Below are 17604 nucleotides of genomic sequence, written 5' to 3'. Positions count from 1 at the left end.
CGTCAGTAGTCCTCGTCGGTGGTGGCGGCGGCGAGTTCGGCGAGGAACGGTGCCGAAGTGCCGTCCCGCGGCGGTGCGTCGGGTGCGTCGGGCCGGTCTGCCACTGCCGCTGTCGCGAGGCGTCGCCGGACCAGGGCCCGGACCGCCTCGCGTTCGGCGCCGCCGTCGGGACCCGGGCCCGGGTCGAAACCGGGCAGCAGCAGGCCGAGTCCGACGCGCGGTCCGGTCGCGCCGGCCGGGAGATCCAGGTCCGCCCGACCGGACCACATGTCGACCCGGCGGGAGAGGTGCACCCGGCTCAGGGGACCGTCGTTCACCCGGACCTCCGCCGCGAGGGGCACCGCGGTGACCGGTGCCGCGATGTGCGCGACGACCTCCACCTCGATCTGTCGCCGCGCGCCGAGCGCGCGGGCGGTCCAGGACACGGCGCTCTCGGAGGCGTCGACGAAGCCGGGCGGGTAGCGCCGCCAGTCGTTGGTGCCCGTGCCCCGTGCGAGCACCCGGCCGCCCGTGACGAGAGGTTCGCCCGCGGCGAGGGCGTAGTCGCCGTGCCGTGCGAACAGTTCGGTGACCTCGGCAGGAGTGCCGTCCGGGCGCGGCCGATCCAGAGCCGCGCGGAGGTGGCGCAGCGCCTCACCGTCCAGCCCGGCACTGTCCGCCGCGTCGTCGACCGTCCGCAGGACGCTCTCCAGCCGGCGTGCCGTGCCACTCGATGCCGGTGCGCTGTGCCACCACCGGATCAGCGCATCGAGGGCGGACCCGTGGTCGCCGATCAACTCGGCCGCACAGTCGTCGGGTTGATCGTCCTCGGCGTCGAACAGCTGCTGGCAGATGTGGGTGAGCGCGGCCAACTCCAGTCCGAGCACGTCCGGTCGGAGCGCGGGGATCCCGTCCAGGTGCGACGCGGGCCACCACCGCGCCGCCCAGTGCCCGAGGCCGAGCCGGGCGGCGCCGCCCGCGAGCGGGGCCGGCTCCGCGACCACCCGCGCACCGGCCGACTCGCCGACCGCGCAGGCGTGCACCGCGGCGGCGACCTCCTCGCCGTAGAGCGCCCACAGCCACTGTTGCGCCCGCCGCACGTCATGGATCTCCGCCGTGGGCAACGGCGCGTCCCCGAGAACGGGCCAGGCGAGCACCGCCCCGGCGACGTCGAGGACCGCACGGGTGACGTCGGGGACGGCGGCACCACCGTCGGAGTCGCGGAACGGTGACTCGGAGCCGACGGCAGGATCACCGATGACGCGAACCGTGCCGTCCGCGCCGCGCGAGACAACGACCTCGGCCTCGCGCCCGTCCTCGTCGGCGCCCGGCGCCATCACGCGCTCCTCGACTCGGCCGCAGGCTCAAGATCAGGCGCCACCACCGGCCCCACCGACCCGGCCGACAAGGACCTCAACGCCGCCCGCACCCGGGCCCGATGGTCCATCATCACGGACCGGGCCACCCCGTCGAGCACGGTCCAGGCCGCCTCCGCGTCGTCGAGCGCCGCGTCCCGCACGTCCCGCCCGTGCAACCGCACCCAGAGCCGCCGCATGTACGCCGTCCAGGGCGTCCGGAGATCCTGGGCGAGCGCGTCCAGGGCGCCGCCGTCCGGATCGGGGCGCGGTGAGACGGTCATCCGGCGGGCGCGCAGGACCGAAGCCTCCCTGCGCCAGCGGCTGTTGACGGCCCGGTGGGCCGAGGTGAGGTCCGGTGCGGGCTCCTCGATCCCCAACGGATCGAGCCCGACGGCGAGTCGGCCGCCGAGGAGGACGGCGACGCGCAGACTCTCGTCGTGCAGCCCGAGCGGTGCGCACCCGCGGCCGACCTCACGCCCGACGAGTTCCGGCACGGTGGGCAACTCCTCGCGCCGGGCGGAGGATTGGAGGACGACGAAGAGCCGCTCGAAGAGCGTGCGGTCCAGCGGAGCGGGCAGCGTGGCCGTCGAGGCACCCCGGCCGACCCGTGGACGCGGCGGCAACCGCCGTTCGGTCAGCCCGAGAGGGGACGGAAGATCGGCACGCCCCCAGAACCCGTCCATCTGCGCCCACAGGGCCCGCCCGAGCAGCCCGCCGTGTCCCGCCGCCACCATGGACGCGTACGCCGGTGAGTCCCGAGGCCCCTCCGCCCGGCCGCAGGCCTCCAGAACCTCACCGGCCAGCGCGACCGCAGTGGCCGCACCGGCGACCGGAGCCGAGGTCCGCCCGGACCACGCGACCGCCAACTCCCGCTCAAGCCGGTCAAATTGCTCCGCGTCGGCGAGATACCGCTTCAGCGCGTCCACCGTACGGCCGCCGTCCGCGTCCGCGACCTCCTCGACGACCGCCCTGGCCAGCGCGCCCGAGGCGGGGCCGGGTCCGCCGTGCTCGGCGGCCAGTTCGAAGCACCGCTGGAAGTACAGATCCTGGGGATGGCCCGCGACGATGCCCAGCGTCCGGCGGGTCCGCTTGAGCAGGGTGAACCACTGCGCCGTCGCGACGAGCCGCGCGCCCGACTCCCGTATCAGCGCGTCGAGACGGGCGGTCGGTTCCGGTCCGAGGAAGTCCGCCGCGAGGTCGGGGTGCAGGGCGGGCCGCACGACCAGCGGCAGCAGGATCAGCTTGACCGTCCGGGTCAGTGGGGCGCCGCCGGGGCCGCTGAGCGATTCCAGACCGGGGCCGAGCGCTCGCCACGCGCCGTCGATGACCATGGCGCGCGGTCGGCGCTCGCCCGTCGGCTGGCTGAGAAGCGGCATGTCAGGAGCGTACGTCGTCCGAGTTCGGGCGGGCGAACCTGGGATCGGTAGGCGTTCTGTGCCGCCTAGCGTCCACAGGGACAGCGGGAGACACAAACATCCGCCCTCACCAGAAGGAGCAGTCGTCATGGGAATCTTCGGGCGCCGCAAGAGCCGCGAGGAGCGGGCTGCCGAGATCGCGGGCCAGGTCGCCGACGGCAAGGGTTTCTACGGCCGGGCCACCCGCGCGTTCCTCGGCAGCGAGGACTTCGCGAGGGTCCAGCAGTCGCTCGGCGCCTACAACTCGGGCCTCGCGGTACAGCAGTTGCTCGCCGCCGGAGCGCCGACCATCACCGCCGTCGTCGTCTCGATCGGTGACACCGGTCAGCTCGTGAACCACGACCCGGTCGTCGACCTGGTCGTGGAGCCGGCCGGGCGGACCGACCGGATCGCCCTCCGGACCGTCGTGTCGAAGCTGCGCATCCCCCGGACCGGCGACCAGGTGCTGCTGGTGGCCGACCCGGCCCACCCCGGCGCCTACCTCTACGCAGGCGACGGAGTCACCCCGTGACCCGGCGTCCGCGGAGATCACCGACCTGACCGGCTTCGACCGGAACGGAGAGGAGTCCGGCGGCCGGTTCCGCGTCGACCTGTGAGCGAGCCCTTGAGGGAGAGAGGGAGAAGGAGAGGGCATGCGTAGCTATGCGAGGGTGTTGGTGGGCCAGTTGCTGCTCTCCACGGTCTGCTGTGCGGCGGGCCTGTTCTTCCTCCTCGTCGGTTTCTCCGCGTGGAGCGACGCTCCCGGCTGGAGCGGGTCGGCGCTCCTGCTGGCGTCCGGGCTGGTCATCACGGTCGTGATCCCCGTCGCGGCCACCATCGCGACGCGCCAGATGTTCCCCCGGATCACGCGCAGGGACCGCGTGAAGGGCGGGCGCACCCCGTACCGGGACGACACCTTTGTGATGTGGGCACCCACGTCCCGACAAGGCACCGCGCAGGCGCGGTTGGCGCGGGCGGATGTGCTGGAGGCGTCGCTGTCCCGGTACAGCCCCGACGGCGAGTCGACCTTCACGACCCACTACGGCGACTACACCCCCGACGAGTTCACGCCGTTGATCAAGCTGAGACTGCGGGTGCACGACCCCGAGGACACCGACCCGGCCACCGGCTTCGAGGTCACGGGGGAGTCGCGGGTGCCGTCCCTGTGCCTCTCGGCGATCACGGCCGGCCGTCTGGTCGTCCGCGTCGGCCCCGCCGCTCCCGAAGGCGGCCGGACGGCCATACCGGACTGGCCGGGCAGCGCCCTGCTCGCCGGTACGCGCACCTGCCGGGTGACCGGCCTCGACGGCCGAACGACGGTCGTGACAGCCCGAGTCGACCGCCAACTCCGGCAGCTGCGCATCTCCCAGGAGGCCGGAGGGATCGCGATGAACGGCGACACCATCGACCTCCGGCGCCTGGACCCGCACACGGCGTCACGCTACGCCGCCCTCGCCGACCGGGACCGTACCCACCCCGAGGAGCGGGCGCCGGTGAGCGAACCGGCCGAGGAAGCGCGCCGACTGGCCGACCGACTCCCGGGTGAGCAGGGGGCGTTCGGCTCGGTCGGCCGGCGGTGGTCGCGGCGCGGCGGTGTCCTGGTCCGCGCCCGCTTCCTGGAGATGCGGGCCAGGACCACCTTCCAGGACCACGGCCCCGTCCTGGACACGATCCTGCGCATCCAACCCCCGGACGGCTCACCCCCGTTCGACGCGGCCCGCCGTCTGACGGTCCCGATGAACTACCTGACCGCCCTCCACCGCACCAAGGAGGTGGTCCTCGGCGTCAGCCCCGACGGCGCCTCGTACGACGTCGACTGGGCCCGCACGAACCTCCTCGCGGGCGTCACCGAGGCCAAGGTCATCGCCCCGGACGGCAGTGAACTCCCTCTGGAGAGAGGCTCCGACACCATCTGGGCGCTGATGAACCTGCTCGTCTCCCACGGCCTGTCGAACCCGGGTCCGGTCCTCGATCTGCGCCGTCGCCGGATGAGAGCGGCGGCGGGCATCCTGATGGACGCGTGTGCATGATGGCGCTGTGGACGGTGAGAACGGACAGCGACAGACCAGAACGGGCCGACCGCCCGCCACCTCGCGCGCCGCGCTCGAACGGGTGGGCTTCGAGCTGTTCGCACGGCGGGGCTTCGACCGGACGACCGTCGACGACATCGCCGCCGCGGCCGGCATCGGCCGCCGTACCTTCTTCCGCTACTTCGCCTCCAAGAACGACCTGGTGTGGGGCGACTTCGAGACCGAACTCGTCAAGCTGGAGCGCCTGTTGGCGGCGGCCGACCCGGACGTCCCGATGATGGACGCGCTGCGCGGCGCGGTCGTCGAGTTCAACCGCTTCGACCCGGCGGCGGTGCCCTGGCACCGGCAGCGCATGGCGCTCATCCTGCGGGTCCCCACCCTCCAGGCCGACTCGACCGTGCGCTACGCCTCCTGGCGGACCCTCGTCACGGAGTTCGCGGCACGACGTACCGGCCGGGCGGCCTCGGACCTGCTGCCCCGGCTGATCGGCCACACCGTCCTGGCCGCGTGCATCGCCGCCTACGAACACTGGCTGACGGACGAACAGGCCAGCCTGGGCGGCCTGTTGGACCGTGGCCTGCGGCAACTGGCGATCGGCTTCGACGGCCCCGCCCCGCCCTGACACGAACCGGGCCGCTTTACCACGGGCGGGATCGCGTCACTTCAGGCCGCGCCGCATGGCGTCGGCGACGAGTTCGCCGATCAGGACGGCGGTGGCCGCGGGACCGCGCGACGGCGGAGTCGGCAGGATCGACGTGTCCGCGACGCGCAGCCCGGCGACACCGTGCACGCGCCCGTAGTGGTCGACAGCGGCCCCGGGATCGTCGGCGGGACCCATCGGCACCGTGCCGCAGGTGTGGTGCGAGGTACCGAGCCGCGCCTCGATCCACCGGTCGAGCAGCCGGTCGTCCGACAGCATCTCCGGTCCCGGTTCCACGAGCCCGCGCGAGACCTCCGCGAACGCGTCGGTGGCGACCAACTCGGCCGTGGCACGCGCTGCTTCACGCAGGAGACGCCGGTCGGCGGCGGTCTCCAGATAGCCGTAGTCGATACGCGGGGGAGTGGCCGCGTCGGCGGAACACGTGCGCAGGCGTCCGCCGAGCCGGGGTGTCAGGACGGACGTCAGGAACGCGAGCGGCGCGCCGGGCACGGACACCGTTCCGCCGGCCAGCCCCGCCATGGGGACGAGCGACTGAAGGATCTCCAGGTCACCCGCCTGGTCACCGTCCGAGGACGACAGATGGAGCACACCGCCCAGCCAGGAATCCGCGGGCTCGGGCAACGGCCGCCGGGGCTGCCACTCCAGCACCAGCTGCGGATGGTCACCGAACCGGGCTCCCACCGCGGGAGAGTTCACGACCTCCGGAAGTCCCGCGCGCCGCAACTCGCCGCAGGGGCCGATGCCGGAGAGGTGCAGCAGATGCGCGGAGCCGAACGCCCCGGCGCACAGGACGACTTCGCCGCACCGGAGCGTCGTAGGGCGTCCCGCGCGCTCGACGACCACACCGGTGGCCCGGCCGCGCTCGATCACGACCCTGCGCACCGAACATCCGCCCTCCACGGTGAGGTTGGGCCGGGGGAGTGCGTCCAGGAGATAGCTGACACCGGTGTTGACGCGTGTCCCGTCGACGGAGTTGGACGGCACGGGCCCGAACCCCGGCACGCCCTGGGCGTTCTTGTCGGCCTCCTCGGGATGTCCCAACTCCTTTGCCGCCGAACGGAAAGCCCCGGCGGCGGGGTGCCGCAGACCCACCCGCCGGATCCGCACCGGACCCCCGCCCCCGTGCACCTCGTCGGCGCCGTGGTCGAGATCGGTCTCCAGCGAACGCAGCAGCGGTAGCACCCGGTCGTACGACCAGGCGGCGCCGCCCGCGACCGACCAGCGCTCGAAGTCCGCCCGCCGGGCCCGTACGAAGGAGCCGCCGTTGACCGTGGTCGACCCGCCGAGGCAGCGACCCCGTACGACGGTGTACGGGTGCCGCGGGGTGAGATGTACCGGGTACGGCCGGACGGCGGGATGGCCGGGCTGCGCGCCCGGGACGCGTCGCGCGTCGAGCAACTCCGCCGTGAAAGAAGCGCGTTGACGCGGAACGGGACCCGCTTCCAGCAGCAGCACACGGCGGTCGTAGTCCTCGCTGAGCCGTGCGGCCAGCGGGGCGCCGCTGCCGCCCGCACCGACGACGATGACGTCCGGGCGGCTCAAGCCGACCCCGGAAAGCCCTTGGACCGAACGGTCGAAAGAATCATGGTGGCTCCCTCTTCACTTTCGGCACCGGGTGCCATTAATGTCGGGCGCGCAGTCACCCGTGTGCCCCGCCGGATGCCCAGGGAGAGTCGCATGAACGAACTCCGGTCCGCACCGACCGTCCCGGCCAACGAGAACGCTGCCGAAGAACCCGTCACGGAACAGCAGTTGATCGAGGCCGACGACCTCATCGAGGAGATCTCCATCGACGGCATGTGCGGCGTCTACTAGGCCACCCGCGTGACCGCGCGGACGCTCGACCTCGCCCTCGGCCTGCATCCCCAGGTGTCGGTGCGGCCCGAACCGTTCGGGGCGCTCCTCTACCACTTCGGGACCCGCAGGCTGACGTTCCTCAAGGACCGCAGACTCCTCGCCGTCGTCCAGTCCCTCGCGGACGCCCCCACGGCCCGTGCCGCCTGTGTCGCGGCCGGTGTCCAGGAGGGCGAACTGCCGCGCTAAGAAAGGGCGTTGGCCGCGCTCGCCGAGTCGTCGATGCTCGTCGGAAGGACCCCATGACCGCCACCGCCGGCACCGCACGGCTGGTCGACCTCTTCGAGACCGGACTCGACGCGCCGATCTGCCTCACCTGGGAACTGACCTACGCCTGCAACCTCGCCTGCACCCACTGCCTGTCCAGCTCCGGCCGCCGCGACCCGCGCGAGCTGAGCACCGCCGAAGCCAAGGCGGTCATCGACGAGTTGGAAGCCATGCGGGTCTTCTACGTCAACATCGGCGGCGGAGAGCCCACCGTCCGCGCCGACTTCTGGGAACTCCTCGACTACGCCACCGCCCACCACATCGGCGTGAAGTTCTCCACCAACGGCGTCCGCATCACGCCCGAAGCGGCCCGCCGACTGGCCGCCGACGACTACGTGGACGTCCAGATCTCCCTCGACGGCGCGACCGCCGACGTCAACGACCGCGTACGCGGCGCCGGTTCGTACGCGACGGCGCTACGGGCGATGGAGAACCTCGCAGCCGCCGGCCTGCGCGGCTTCAAGCTCTCCGTGGTCTGCACCCGCCACAACATCCCCCAACTCGACGCCTTCAAGGCCCTCGCCGACCACTACGGCGCCCAGCTCCGTCTGACCCGGCTGCGTCCCTCCGGCCGCGGAGCCGACGTCTGGGACGACCTCCACCCGACCGCGGCACAGCAACGCCAGCTGTACGACTGGCTGTTGGCCCACGGTGACAACGTCCTGACCGGCGACTCCTTCTTCCACCTCGCCGCCTACGGCGAACCGCTGCCGGGCCTCAACCTGTGCGGCGCCGGGCGCGTCGTCTGCCTGATCGACCCGGTCGGCGACGTCTACGCCTGCCCGTTCGCCATCCACGACGACTTCCTCGCCGGCACCGTCCGCGCACCCGGCGGCTTCACCGAAGTGTGGCGCGGCTCGGACCTGTTCGCGCGCCTGCGCACCCCGCAGCACGGCGGAGCCTGCGCCTCCTGCGCGTTCTACGACACCTGCAAGGGCGGCTGCATGGCCGCCAAGTTCTTCACCGGACTCCCGCTGGACGGCCCCGACCCCGAGTGCGTTCAGGGCTACGGCGAGGAACGGCCGGCCCGGCGCTCCGAGGCCGGGGCGGACCTCCCCAAGCCGTCCGGGGACCACTCCCGCCGCCGGCCCGTGGACCTCGTCCTCACCCGGCGCCCGGACCTGGAACGCCCCCCGGCCGGCGACTGCGTGGAGGACCCCCTGGCGGGCCCGCGCCGCGGCCGGCCGTGACACGACAGCATCGACGAAGGGACACGGCACATGGGCGGGAACCCCTGGTTCGAGACGGTCGCCGAGGCACAGCGCCGGGCCAGGAAACGACTGCCGAGCACGGTCTACGGCGCGCTCGTCGCGGGCTCGGAGCGCGGCCGTACGATCGACGCCAATTCGGCGGCCTTCGCCGAACTGGGCTTCGCACCCAGGGTCGTGGGCCATCATGCGGAGCGCGACCTCTCCACGACCGTGCTCGGGGTGCCCCTCTCGTTCCCCGTCCTCATCTCGCCGACCGGCGTCCAGGCCGTGCACCCCGACGGCGAGGTCGCCGTGGCCCGCGCCGCGAAGAGCCGCGGTGTCGTCATGGGCCTGAGCTCCTTCGCCGGCAAACCGGTCGAGGAAGTGGCCGACGCCCAGCCGGACTTCTTCCACCAGCTGTACTGGAGCGGCACCCGCGCGACGATGACACAGCGGATGGACCGGGCCAGGGCGGCCGGTGCCAGGGCGCTCATCGTCACCCTCGACTGGTCCTTCTCCCACGGGCGGGACTGGGGCAGCCCCGCCATCCCCGACCGGCTGGACCTGAGGACGATGCTGCGGTTCGCGCCCGACGTGCTCCCGCACCCCCGATGGCTGCTCAGGTACGCCAAGTCCCGTACCCTGCCCGACCTTTCGGTCCCCAACCTGCGGCCCCCGGGCGGCGAGTCCCCCACCTTCTTCGGCGCGTACGAGGAGTGGATGCGGACCGCACCGCCGACCTGGGAGGACGTCGAGTGGCTCCGCAAGGAGTGGGGCGGCCCCTTCCTGCTCAAGGGAGTCACCCGCGTCGACGACGCCAAGCGGGCCGTCGACGCCGGGGTGTCGGCGCTGTCCGTCTCCAACCACGGCGGCAACAACCTCGACACCACCCCCGCCACCGTCCGGGTGCTCCCCGCCATAGCCGACGCGGTCGGCTCACAGATCGAGGTCCTCCTCGACGGCGGCGTCCGCCGGGGCGGCGACGTGGCCAAGGCACTCGCCCTCGGCGCCCGCGCCGTCCTGATCGGCCGCGCCGCCCTGTGGGGTCTCGCGGCCAACGGGCAGGCCGGCGTCGAGAACGTCCTGGACATCCTGCGCGGCGGCCTCGACTCGGCGGTCCTGGGCCTCGGACACTCCACCGTCCACGAGCTGACGCCCGACGACCTGGTCATTCCGCCTGGTTTCCCGCTCGTCCTGGGCCGCGCCGCCCCGGTCGCCTGACCGCCGTGCGGGACGACCCGGCGAACGAACTCGCCTACGCCGCCTGGCCGGACGTGCCGTCCGGCGCACTGGTCCTGCTGCCCATCGGGTCCACCGAACAGCACGGCCCGCATCTGCCGCTCGACACGGACAGCGTCATCGCGCACGCGGTCGCCCGCCGAGCGGCGGTCGCGCTGCCCACGGCGCTGGTCGCCCCCGTCCTGCCCTACGGCGCCAGCGGTGAGCACGCGGGCTTCCCCGGCACCGTCTCGATCGGCCACGAAGCACTGCGCGCGGTCCTCGTGGAAGTGGTGCGGTCCCTGTCGCTCTGGGCCGGACGGATCGTCCTCGTCAACGGCCACGGCGGCAACACCGCCACCCTCGACACCGCCCTCCGCCTCCTGCGCGCGGAGGGCCACGACGTGGCCTGGACCGACTGCTCCGTCCCCGGGGCCGACGCACACGCCGGCCGTACCGAGACCTCCGTGATGCTCCATCTCGCCCCGGAGCGGGTGGAGTCGAAGGCGATGACCGTCGGCGACACACGGCCCCTGGCGGTCCTGCTCCCGGAGCTGATGGCGCGCGGTGTCCGCGCCGTCTCCCCGTCCGGAGTCCTCGGCGACCCGACGGGCGCCTCCGCAGAGGAGGGGCACAGGACGACGGACGCGATGGTGTCCTCCGTCGTCGCCCGGATCACCGCGTGGACGGTGGACGGGCGGTGCCGTCTCGTCGACCCCGAACACCAGCCAGGGACAAGGCAGTTGGACGACGAGGCCGTACGGTCATGACCCTGCCCGTCGGCTTCGAGGTCGCACTCGACCGGTACACCCGGATCGTGGACGGCGGCCGAGCCCTGGTCGGAGGGTTCCCGACCCGGCTGGTCCGACTGACCACGCGGGCCCAACGCCTCCTCACCGGGCGGACGTTGCGTGTGCGGGACACGGCCGGCGCGCTCCTCGCGGACCGGCTGCTCGACCTCGGCATGGCCAATCCCGTCGTCCACTCGCTTCCCCCGCCCGCCGACGCCCGGTACACGGTGGTCGTGCCGGTCCGTGACCGTCCGCGCCAACTCGCCCGCCTGCTCGGCAGCGTCGGCGGGACCCATCCCGTGATCGTGGTCGACGACGCGTCCCGGCACCCGCGGGCCGTCGCCGCTGTGGCCGCCGCACACGGTGCCTCGCTCGTCCCCCTGACCACCAACATCGGCCCGGCCGGCGCCCGCAACGCCGGACTCCGCCTCGTCACCACCCCCTTCGTGGTCTTCGCCGACTCCGACATCGTGCTCGCTCCCGACACCGTCCCCACCCTGCTGCGGCACTTCGCCGACCCCGCCGTGGCCATGGCCGTACCCCGCATCACCGGGCTGCCCTCGGCCGCCCCGACCTGGATCGAGCGGTACGAGAACGCCCGCTCCTCCCTCGACCTGGGCGCCCACCCGGCCGGAGTGCGCCCCGGCAGCCCCGTCTCCTGGGCCTCCACGGCATGCGTCGTGGCGCGCGTGGACGCCCTGGGCGACGGCTTCGACCGGCTGATGCGGGTCGGCGAGGACGTCGACCTGTGCTGGCGGCTGCTCGAACAGGGCCGACGGGTGCGCTACGAACCGGCGGCCGAGGCGGCACACGAGCACCGGGCACGCCTCGGCGACTGGCTGCTCCGCAAGGCCGTCTACGGCACCGGCGCGCATCCCCTCGCCGCACGCCACCCGACGTTCATCGCCCCGGCCGTGTTCGCCCCCTGGAGCGTCGCCTTCGTGACCGCGCTGCTCGCCCAGCGCCGCTGGTCGGCACCCGTCGCCGGGGCCGTCCTCGGCTGCGTGACCCTGAGGATCGGCCGCAGACTCCACGGCACCCGGCACCCCCACCGGCTGGCCGCGCGCCTCACGGCCAACGGCGCCCTGGCCGCCCTGGCCCAGACCTCCGCCCTCCTCAACCGGCACTGGTGGCCCCTCACGGTCGTCGGCTGCGTGACCTCCTGCCGGGTGCGCCGGGCAGCGGCGCTGGCCGCGCTGACCGACATCGCCCTGGAGTACCGGCGCGACCGCGCCCACCTCGACGCGGTCCGCTACGGCGTCGCCCGGCGCCTAGACGACCTCGCCTACGGGTCGGGCGTGTGGCTGTCCGCTCTCCAGGGCCGTTCCACCGCGGCCCTGAGGCCTCGCGTCACCCGCTGATCCGCAAAGGTCCCGGTCAGCGGAACGCGCCCAGCGGCCGGCCGCCCCGGAAATGACACTGGGGATCATCCCGCCGCGGTGCGCGGCACATGCTCGGAGACACTCAGCAGGAGGTGTGCGGCGTGACGCACGAAGTGGTCAACCGTGTCGGGGACCTCGGGTCCGAACTGGCCGCACTCGCCGAACAGAACGAGAAACTCGGCAGGTTGAGCGACCGGACCGTCGAACTGCTCCGCTCGGCGGGCGTGATCCGCCTCCTCCAGCCCAAGGAGTTCGGCGGCCACAGCGCCCACCCCCGGGACTTCGCGGAAGCGGTGATGGCCGTGGCGGCGCACGACGGGGCCGCCGGCTGGGTGTGCGGTGTCGTCGGCGTACACCCCTGGGAACTGGCCCAGTTGGACCCCCGGCTCGCCCATGAGGTGTGGGACGAGAACCCGGACACCTGGATCGCCTCGCCCTACATGCCGAACGGCATCGCCGACCCCGTGGACGGCGGATACGTCCTCAGCGGGCGCTGGCCCTTCTCCTCCGGGAGCGACCACTGCGAGTGGGACTTCCTCGGCGCACTCGTCGGCGACGGCAGAGGAAAGCCGGCCGGCCCGATCTCCGTGCTCCACGTCGTACTGCCGCGCTCGGACTACGAGATCATCGACGGCACCTGGGACGTCATCGGCCTGGCGGGCACCGGCAGCAAGGACGTCGTCGTCGACAAGGCGTTCGTCCCCGCCTACCGCACCATCCGGCAGGAGGCGGTCCAGGAGGGCACTGCCGCCGAAGCGGTCGGACTCACCGACACGCTGTACAAGCTGCCCTTCAGCTCCATGTTCCCCCTCGGCATCACGGCCGCCGTCATCGGCATCTGCGAGGGCGCGCTCGCCCTCCATCTGTCCCAGCAGCGCGACCGGGTCGCCGTCACCGGGGTCCAAGTACGCGACGACCCCTACGTGTTGTACGCCGCCGGTGAGGCCGCCGCCGAGATCGCCGCCTCACGGGTCCAACTCATCGACGGCATCAGCCGGTTGTACGACCAGGTCGAGGCCGGAAAGCCCGTGTCCGTCGAGGACCGCTCCAACGTCCGCCGCAACCAGGTCCGTTGCGCGTGGCGCGCCGTCTCCGCCCTGGACGAGATCTTCGTCCGGTCCGGCGGGAACGCGATCCGCCGCGGCAATCCGATCCAGCGGTTCTGGCGGGACGCGCACGTGGGCCTTCAGCACATGATCCACGTCCCCGGGTCGGCGTACCACGCCAACGCCCTTGCCCGGATGGGACTCGAACTGCCCGAGGCGATGCGCGTCCTGATCTGACGGGTCGTGAAAGCGGGTCGTCAAAAGGGCGCGAGAACAAGGAGGGGCTGTGACGGACGCGGTCGACGGGCGCACCTTCCGTGACGTACTGGGGCACTTCCCCACGAGCGTGGTCGCCATCACCACGACGGACGCCGGCCGGGAACCCCGGGGAATGATCGTCGGAACCTTCATGTCGGTGTCCCTGGAACCGCCCCTGGTGTCCTTCCTGGTGGACGGTTCCTCCCACACCCTGCGGACGGTCCGGACGGCCGGGCGATTCTGCGCCAACGCGCTCGCGGGCAACCAGGAGCGCCTCTCCCGGCAGATGGCCGGCGGTCCGCACCGCTTCGAAGGCGCCGTATGGCAGGAATCCCCGCTCGGCAATCCCGTGCTGAACGGAATCGTCGCGTGGGTCGACTGCACGGTCGAGAAGACCGTCGAACTCGGCGATCACCACCTGGTCGTCGGACGCGTCCGCACCCTGCGCGTCGAGTCGATGAAGACCCCACTGCTCTTCTTCCGCGGTGGCTACGGCGACTACCTGGCGAGCGCGACGCTGCTGCTGGACAGGCTCGTCGGCTGGTAGCGGGGACACATGAGCCGCGAGATCACGAGATCGAAGGAGAACCGTTGATGCGACAAGACCTGCACTTCAGACTGGAGCGCGTCTCCGCGTGGTGCGGATTCGTGCTGCTGCTGGGGTTCGCCGTGGCCTTCTCCGTCGGCCATCTGATCACGCCGATGGACCCGACGGAGAACGCCCAGGGCGTCGTCCGATTCCTCACCGACCACCGGAGCGGCATTCTCGCCTGTGCCACGATCATGGTCCTCGTCGTGCCGTTCGAGTACCCGTTCGTCGTCGTGACCAGCATGCAGATGCGCCGGATCGAAGGCGGCTGGGGCCTGCTGTCCATGATCCAGCTGCTCACCGGTGTCGTGGCCCCGATCGGCTTCTTCTTCCCGATCGCGATCCTCGCCGCGGCGGCCTACCGGCCGGAAAGCCACTCGCCCGACGTGCTCTATGCCATGTCGGACGTCTACTGGCTCATGCTGGTCGGCAACGCCTGCATATTCGTTCTCCAGGTCTGGTCGATCGGATACGCGGCCCTCGTCGACAACCGGGCCAAGCCCGTGTTCCCGCGCTGGTTCGGATATCTCAACCTGGTGCTCGGAGTGCTGCTCGTTCCCGGCGCCTTCGTCTTCCTCACCAAGACCGGACCGTTCGCCTGGAACGGACTGCTCGCGAACGTGCTCCCCACGGCCGTCTACTTCATCTGGAAGATCGCCACCCCGATCGTGCTGCTGCGCGCGGTGACCTCCGAAGAAGAGGAGGCCCGGACGGAGGCCGTGGCGCCCTCCGAGCCGGCCCGCACCTAGCATCGTCTCCTCGGCGGAGCCGCCCGCCCCGGCGGCATGCGTCCGGCGGCCACGCGATCACCGTGGCCGCCGGAGAGACGCTAGACCGACAGCGCGAACCCGCCCGTCACCCGCAGCGTCTCGCCCGTGACGAACGACGACCGCGACGAGACCAGATAGAGCAGCGCCTCGACGATGTCGCCCTCCTCGCCCTCTCGTTGGAGGATCTGCTCGCCCAACACCCGCTTCGCCTCGGCCTCGTTGAGGTCGGCGCGGACCGTGTCGGTGAGGATCAGCCCCGGGGCGATGGCGTTGACGCGGATGCCGTCGGCGGCGAACTCGCGCGCGAAGGACACCGTCAGACCGCGCACCGCGAGCTTGGAGACGCCGTAGACGCTGCGGTTCGCGTAGGCCGCCGACGAGGAGATGTTGACGACGGCGGCACCGGGGCGCCCGCGCATGGCCCGCTGAGCCGCGAGGGAGCAGATGACGACGCCCATGACGTTGACGTCGAGCACCCGTCGCACCTTGGTGAGGCCGAGTTCGGCGAACGGCTTGTTGTACGCCGCGTGCAGGCCCGCGTTGTTGACCAGGATGTCGAGGCCGCCGTGCCGCTCCGCGACCTCGTCGACGACCGCCTGGACCGCCGTCTCGTCGGCCACGTCACAGGTCACTCCGGTCACGCTGCCGCCCGCGGCGGTGAGTTCGGCGGCGGCGGCCTCCGCCGCCGCGCCGTCGATGTCGGCGAGCACGACGTGCGCGCCCCGCGCCGACAGCGCGGCGCCGAACGCCCTGCCGAAGCCGCGTCCCCCTCCGGTGATGAACGCGACCCTGCCCTGGTGCTCGTCGTGGTCCGGCATACGGTGCTCCCGTCGTCGTCCTGCTTCCAAGAGGCGCCCCGCACCGGTCACTTGGGGGCGAAGCGTTGTCCCGCGTCGAGCCGCAGGCACTGGCCGTTCAGCATCGGGTTGTCGACGACGGCGAGCGCCAGCTTCGCGTACTCCTCCGGCCGGCCCAGGCGCTTGGGGAAGGCCGCGTCCTTGACCAGGACGGCCCGCGCCTCGGCCGGGATCTTCTCGACCGCCCCGGTGTCGAACAGGCTCGGCGCGATGGCCAGGACCCGGATGCCGAGCGTGCCGAGGTCGCGCGCCATGGTGAGACACATTCCGGCGATCGCCGCTTTGGCCGCCCCGTAGGCGACTTGGCCCACCTGGCCCTCGAACGCCGCGATCGAGGACGTGTTGATGATGACGCCCCGTTCGCCGTCCGCGTCCTCGGGCTCGTTGCGGCTCATGTGCGCGGCGGCGAGGCGGCTGACGTTGAAGGTCGCGACCGTGTTGAGGTCGAGCACCCGGCGGAAGGTGTCGAGGTCGTGCGGCCCGCTCCTGCCGAGCGTCCGCATCACCGTGCCGCCGCCCGCGGTCGTGATCGAGACGTGCAGCCCGCCCAGGGACTCCACGGCGGTGGCGAGCGCACGCGCCGTCGCCTCGAAGTCGGTGACGTCGACCGGCTGGAAACGCCCGCCCAGCGCCGCCGCGACCTCGGCACCGGCCGACGCGGGACGATCGAGTACGACGACGTCGGCACCGCGCGCCGCGAGCAACTCCGCGCTGGCGCGCCCCATTCCGGAGGCTCCGCCGAACACGACGGCCTTCTTGCCCTTGATCTCCATCGGTCGACTCCCTTTCGCTCGGCTCAGGCGGACACGGACGCCCGCTCAAGGAGGGCGCACAGCCGCTCGCGATGGACGGCCGTATCGCCGTGGAGCACCCGGTCGGCCCGGGCCCGGCGCAGATGGAGATGGAGGTCGTGCTCCCAGGTGAAACCGATGCCGCCGTGCAACTGCAGGGCCCGCGCGCCGACTTCGCCGGTGCCGGCCGTGGCGTAGGCCGCGGCGGCACAGGCCGCACGGGCGGCGTCGTCGGTGCCGGCATCGGCGGCCATCGCCGCGTGGTAGGTCGCGGCGCGGGTGCCGTGCACGATGAGGGCCATGTCGGCGCACGCGTGCTTGACGGCCTGGAATCCGCCGATCGGCTGCCCGAACTGCACCCGGTTCGTGGTGTGTTCGACGGTCAGCTCCAGCATGCGCTCCATCACGCCGAGCGCGTCGGCGCAGCGCAGGACGGACGCCTCGTCGAGGAGGGCCTGAATGGCGGCGGGCCCGTCGTCGAGACGGGCGTCCGGCGGAACGCGTACGGCATCGAGACGCACCTCGTGGAACGCGCGGGTGAGGTCCAGGACGCGCTGTCGCCGGACCCTGACCCCGGGAGCGGCGCGGTCGACGACGAACGACGCCGGTTCGCCCTCGTGGCAGGCGGTGACGAGGAGCCATCGTGCACCACCGGCGTCCTGCACCGCCGTCTTGACACCGTCGAGGACGATCCCGTCGCCGTCCGTACGGGCGGTGGCGCGGACCCCGTCGAGGGTCCAGGGCGCGTGCGGTTCGGCGAACGCCCAGGTGGCCCAGCCGTCCCCGGCGGCGAGCGCGGGCAGCATCTCCGCGCGCAGCCGCGCGGAACCGCCGTGGGCGACCGCCCGGCCGACCACCGCCGTGGGGAGGAACGGGCCGCGGCCGAGCGCGCGGCCGATCTCCTCGGCGAGCAGGGCGAGTTCGACCAGTCCCTGACCGGATCCGCCGTACTCCTCGGGCAGTGCGAGGCCGGGCCAGCCGAGGTCGGACGTCAGTCGCCACATCTCCGGGTCGATGTCCTCCGAGCTGTCCGCCGACGCTCGTACGACGGTCATCGGGGCGCGGCCGGACAGCAGGGCGCGCGAGGCCTCGCGGAGCATGGCCTGCTCCTCGCTGAGTTCGAAGTTCACCAGCCACCACCCGGTCCACGGCGCTTCGACGACAGATCA

General features: G+C 72.5%; 18 protein-coding genes. 12 read left to right on the top strand and 6 right to left on the bottom strand.

Annotation, left to right across the window (positions count from 1 at the left end; all coding sequences use genetic code 11):
- Positions 1-2 precede the first annotated feature (2 nt).
- Positions 3-1316, bottom strand: a complete 1314-nt coding sequence (locus tag ACIPTO_RS18930) for a hypothetical protein (RefSeq protein WP_401193443.1) — start codon at positions 1314-1316, stop codon at positions 3-5.
- Positions 1316-2713 carry a hypothetical protein gene (locus ACIPTO_RS18925; protein ID WP_401193440.1) on the bottom strand — a complete coding sequence of 466 codons (1398 nt, stop codon included), beginning with the start codon at positions 2711-2713 and terminating at the stop codon, positions 1316-1318. Before ACIPTO_RS18925 ends, ACIPTO_RS18930 begins: the two co-directional genes overlap by 1 nt.
- Before the next feature lie 127 nt (positions 2714-2840).
- On the opposite strand from ACIPTO_RS18925, the gene ACIPTO_RS18920 reads away from it, so the two are divergent.
- From ACIPTO_RS18920 to mftR, 3 genes are all read left to right on the top strand, one after another.
- On the top strand, positions 2841-3263 hold the full coding sequence (locus tag ACIPTO_RS18920; protein WP_401193437.1) for a hypothetical protein: 423 nt from the start codon (positions 2841-2843) through the stop codon (positions 3261-3263).
- A gap of 121 nt (positions 3264-3384) precedes the next feature.
- On the top strand, positions 3385-4761 hold the full coding sequence (locus tag ACIPTO_RS18915; RefSeq protein ID WP_401193435.1) for a hypothetical protein: 1377 nt from the start codon (positions 3385-3387) through the stop codon (positions 4759-4761).
- A gap of 7 nt (positions 4762-4768) precedes the next feature.
- A complete protein-coding gene (mftR, locus tag ACIPTO_RS18910) occupies positions 4769-5383 on the top strand; it encodes a mycofactocin system transcriptional regulator (RefSeq protein WP_401193432.1) in 615 nt (204 codons plus the stop codon).
- Between the two features lie 36 nt (positions 5384-5419).
- On the opposite strand, the gene mftG is transcribed toward mftR, so the two are convergent.
- A complete protein-coding gene (gene mftG / locus ACIPTO_RS18905) occupies positions 5420-6964 on the bottom strand; it encodes a mycofactocin system GMC family oxidoreductase MftG (RefSeq protein WP_401193430.1) in 1545 nt (514 codons plus the stop codon).
- Positions 6965-7099: 135 nt separating this feature from the next.
- Between mftG and mftA the strand changes: the two genes are divergently transcribed.
- The 9 genes from mftA to ACIPTO_RS18860 all read left to right on the top strand — a co-directional run bounded on the left by mftA (position 7100) and on the right by ACIPTO_RS18860 (position 14766).
- Positions 7100-7237, top strand: coding sequence for a mycofactocin precursor MftA (gene mftA, locus ACIPTO_RS18900; protein WP_366317321.1), 138 nt, complete (start codon positions 7100-7102; stop codon positions 7235-7237).
- A 9-nt stretch (positions 7238-7246) separates the two neighbouring features.
- Entirely contained in the window at positions 7247-7465 is a 219-nt protein-coding gene (mftB, locus tag ACIPTO_RS18895) for a mycofactocin biosynthesis chaperone MftB (RefSeq protein WP_401193426.1), read from the top strand.
- Positions 7466-7518: 53 nt separating this feature from the next.
- Positions 7519-8733 carry a mycofactocin radical SAM maturase gene (gene mftC / locus ACIPTO_RS18890; RefSeq protein ID WP_401193423.1) on the top strand — a complete coding sequence of 405 codons (1215 nt, stop codon included), beginning with the start codon at positions 7519-7521 and terminating at the stop codon, positions 8731-8733.
- Positions 8734-8763: 30 nt separating this feature from the next.
- Positions 8764-9954, top strand: a complete 1191-nt coding sequence (gene mftD, locus ACIPTO_RS18885) for a pre-mycofactocin synthase MftD (protein WP_401193421.1) — start codon at positions 8764-8766, stop codon at positions 9952-9954.
- 5 nt (positions 9955-9959) lie between these two features.
- On the top strand, positions 9960-10721 hold the full coding sequence (gene mftE, locus ACIPTO_RS18880) for a mycofactocin biosynthesis peptidyl-dipeptidase MftE (RefSeq protein WP_401193419.1): 762 nt from the start codon (positions 9960-9962) through the stop codon (positions 10719-10721).
- Positions 10718-12103, top strand: a complete 1386-nt coding sequence (mftF, locus tag ACIPTO_RS18875) for a mycofactocin biosynthesis glycosyltransferase MftF (protein WP_401193417.1) — start codon at positions 10718-10720, stop codon at positions 12101-12103. Before mftE ends, mftF begins: the two co-directional genes overlap by 4 nt.
- A gap of 122 nt (positions 12104-12225) precedes the next feature.
- A complete protein-coding gene (locus ACIPTO_RS18870; RefSeq protein ID WP_401193414.1) occupies positions 12226-13407 on the top strand; it encodes a hydroxylase in 1182 nt (393 codons plus the stop codon).
- 49 nt (positions 13408-13456) lie between these two features.
- Complete coding sequence (locus ACIPTO_RS18865) at positions 13457-13975, top strand: flavin reductase family protein (RefSeq protein ID WP_401193412.1); 519 nt, start codon at positions 13457-13459, stop codon at positions 13973-13975.
- 47 nt (positions 13976-14022) lie between these two features.
- Positions 14023-14766: a hypothetical protein gene (locus tag ACIPTO_RS18860; protein WP_401193409.1), complete on the top strand. Its 744-nt coding sequence runs from the start codon at positions 14023-14025 to the stop codon at positions 14764-14766.
- 80 nt (positions 14767-14846) lie between these two features.
- Here ACIPTO_RS18860 and ACIPTO_RS18855 read toward each other — a convergent pair whose 3' ends face one another.
- From ACIPTO_RS18855 to ACIPTO_RS18845, 3 genes are read right to left on the bottom strand one after another with little or no spacing between them, the layout of a single operon-like run.
- Positions 14847-15605 carry an SDR family NAD(P)-dependent oxidoreductase gene (locus tag ACIPTO_RS18855; protein WP_401193406.1) on the bottom strand — a complete coding sequence of 253 codons (759 nt, stop codon included), beginning with the start codon at positions 15603-15605 and terminating at the stop codon, positions 14847-14849.
- Between the two features lie 47 nt (positions 15606-15652).
- Complete coding sequence (locus ACIPTO_RS18850) at positions 15653-16417, bottom strand: SDR family NAD(P)-dependent oxidoreductase (protein ID WP_401193404.1); 765 nt, start codon at positions 16415-16417, stop codon at positions 15653-15655.
- 23 nt (positions 16418-16440) lie between these two features.
- Positions 16441-17565, bottom strand: coding sequence for an acyl-CoA dehydrogenase family protein (locus ACIPTO_RS18845; RefSeq protein ID WP_401193401.1), 1125 nt, complete (start codon positions 17563-17565; stop codon positions 16441-16443).
- Positions 17566-17604 lie beyond the last annotated feature (39 nt).

Source organism: Streptomyces sp. NPDC090083 (assembly GCF_044747445.1).
Lineage (GTDB): Bacteria > Actinomycetota > Actinomycetes > Streptomycetales > Streptomycetaceae > Streptomyces.
Note: the sequence above shows the minus strand (reverse complement) of the source record. Positions and strands in the feature narration are given on the sequence as shown.

Coding starts and splice junctions, on each gene's coding strand:
- ACIPTO_RS18860 (WP_401193409.1), top strand. CDS start 14,023: ATGCGACAAGACCTGCACTTCAGACTGGAGCGCGTCTCCGCGTGGTGC.
- mftA (WP_366317321.1), top strand. CDS start 7,100: ATGAACGAACTCCGGTCCGCACCGACCGTCCCGGCCAACGAGAACGCT.
- mftF (WP_401193417.1), top strand. CDS start 10,718: ATGACCCTGCCCGTCGGCTTCGAGGTCGCACTCGACCGGTACACCCGG.
- ACIPTO_RS18925 (WP_401193440.1), bottom strand. CDS start 2,713: ATGCCGCTTCTCAGCCAGCCGACGGGCGAGCGCCGACCGCGCGCCATG.
- ACIPTO_RS18850 (WP_401193404.1), bottom strand. CDS start 16,417: ATGGAGATCAAGGGCAAGAAGGCCGTCGTGTTCGGCGGAGCCTCCGGA.
- ACIPTO_RS18915 (WP_401193435.1), top strand. CDS start 3,385: ATGCGTAGCTATGCGAGGGTGTTGGTGGGCCAGTTGCTGCTCTCCACG.
- mftC (WP_401193423.1), top strand. CDS start 7,519: ATGACCGCCACCGCCGGCACCGCACGGCTGGTCGACCTCTTCGAGACC.
- mftD (WP_401193421.1), top strand. CDS start 8,764: ATGGGCGGGAACCCCTGGTTCGAGACGGTCGCCGAGGCACAGCGCCGG.
- ACIPTO_RS18930 (WP_401193443.1), bottom strand. CDS start 1,316: ATGGCGCCGGGCGCCGACGAGGACGGGCGCGAGGCCGAGGTCGTTGTC.
- ACIPTO_RS18855 (WP_401193406.1), bottom strand. CDS start 15,605: ATGCCGGACCACGACGAGCACCAGGGCAGGGTCGCGTTCATCACCGGA.
- ACIPTO_RS18920 (WP_401193437.1), top strand. CDS start 2,841: ATGGGAATCTTCGGGCGCCGCAAGAGCCGCGAGGAGCGGGCTGCCGAG.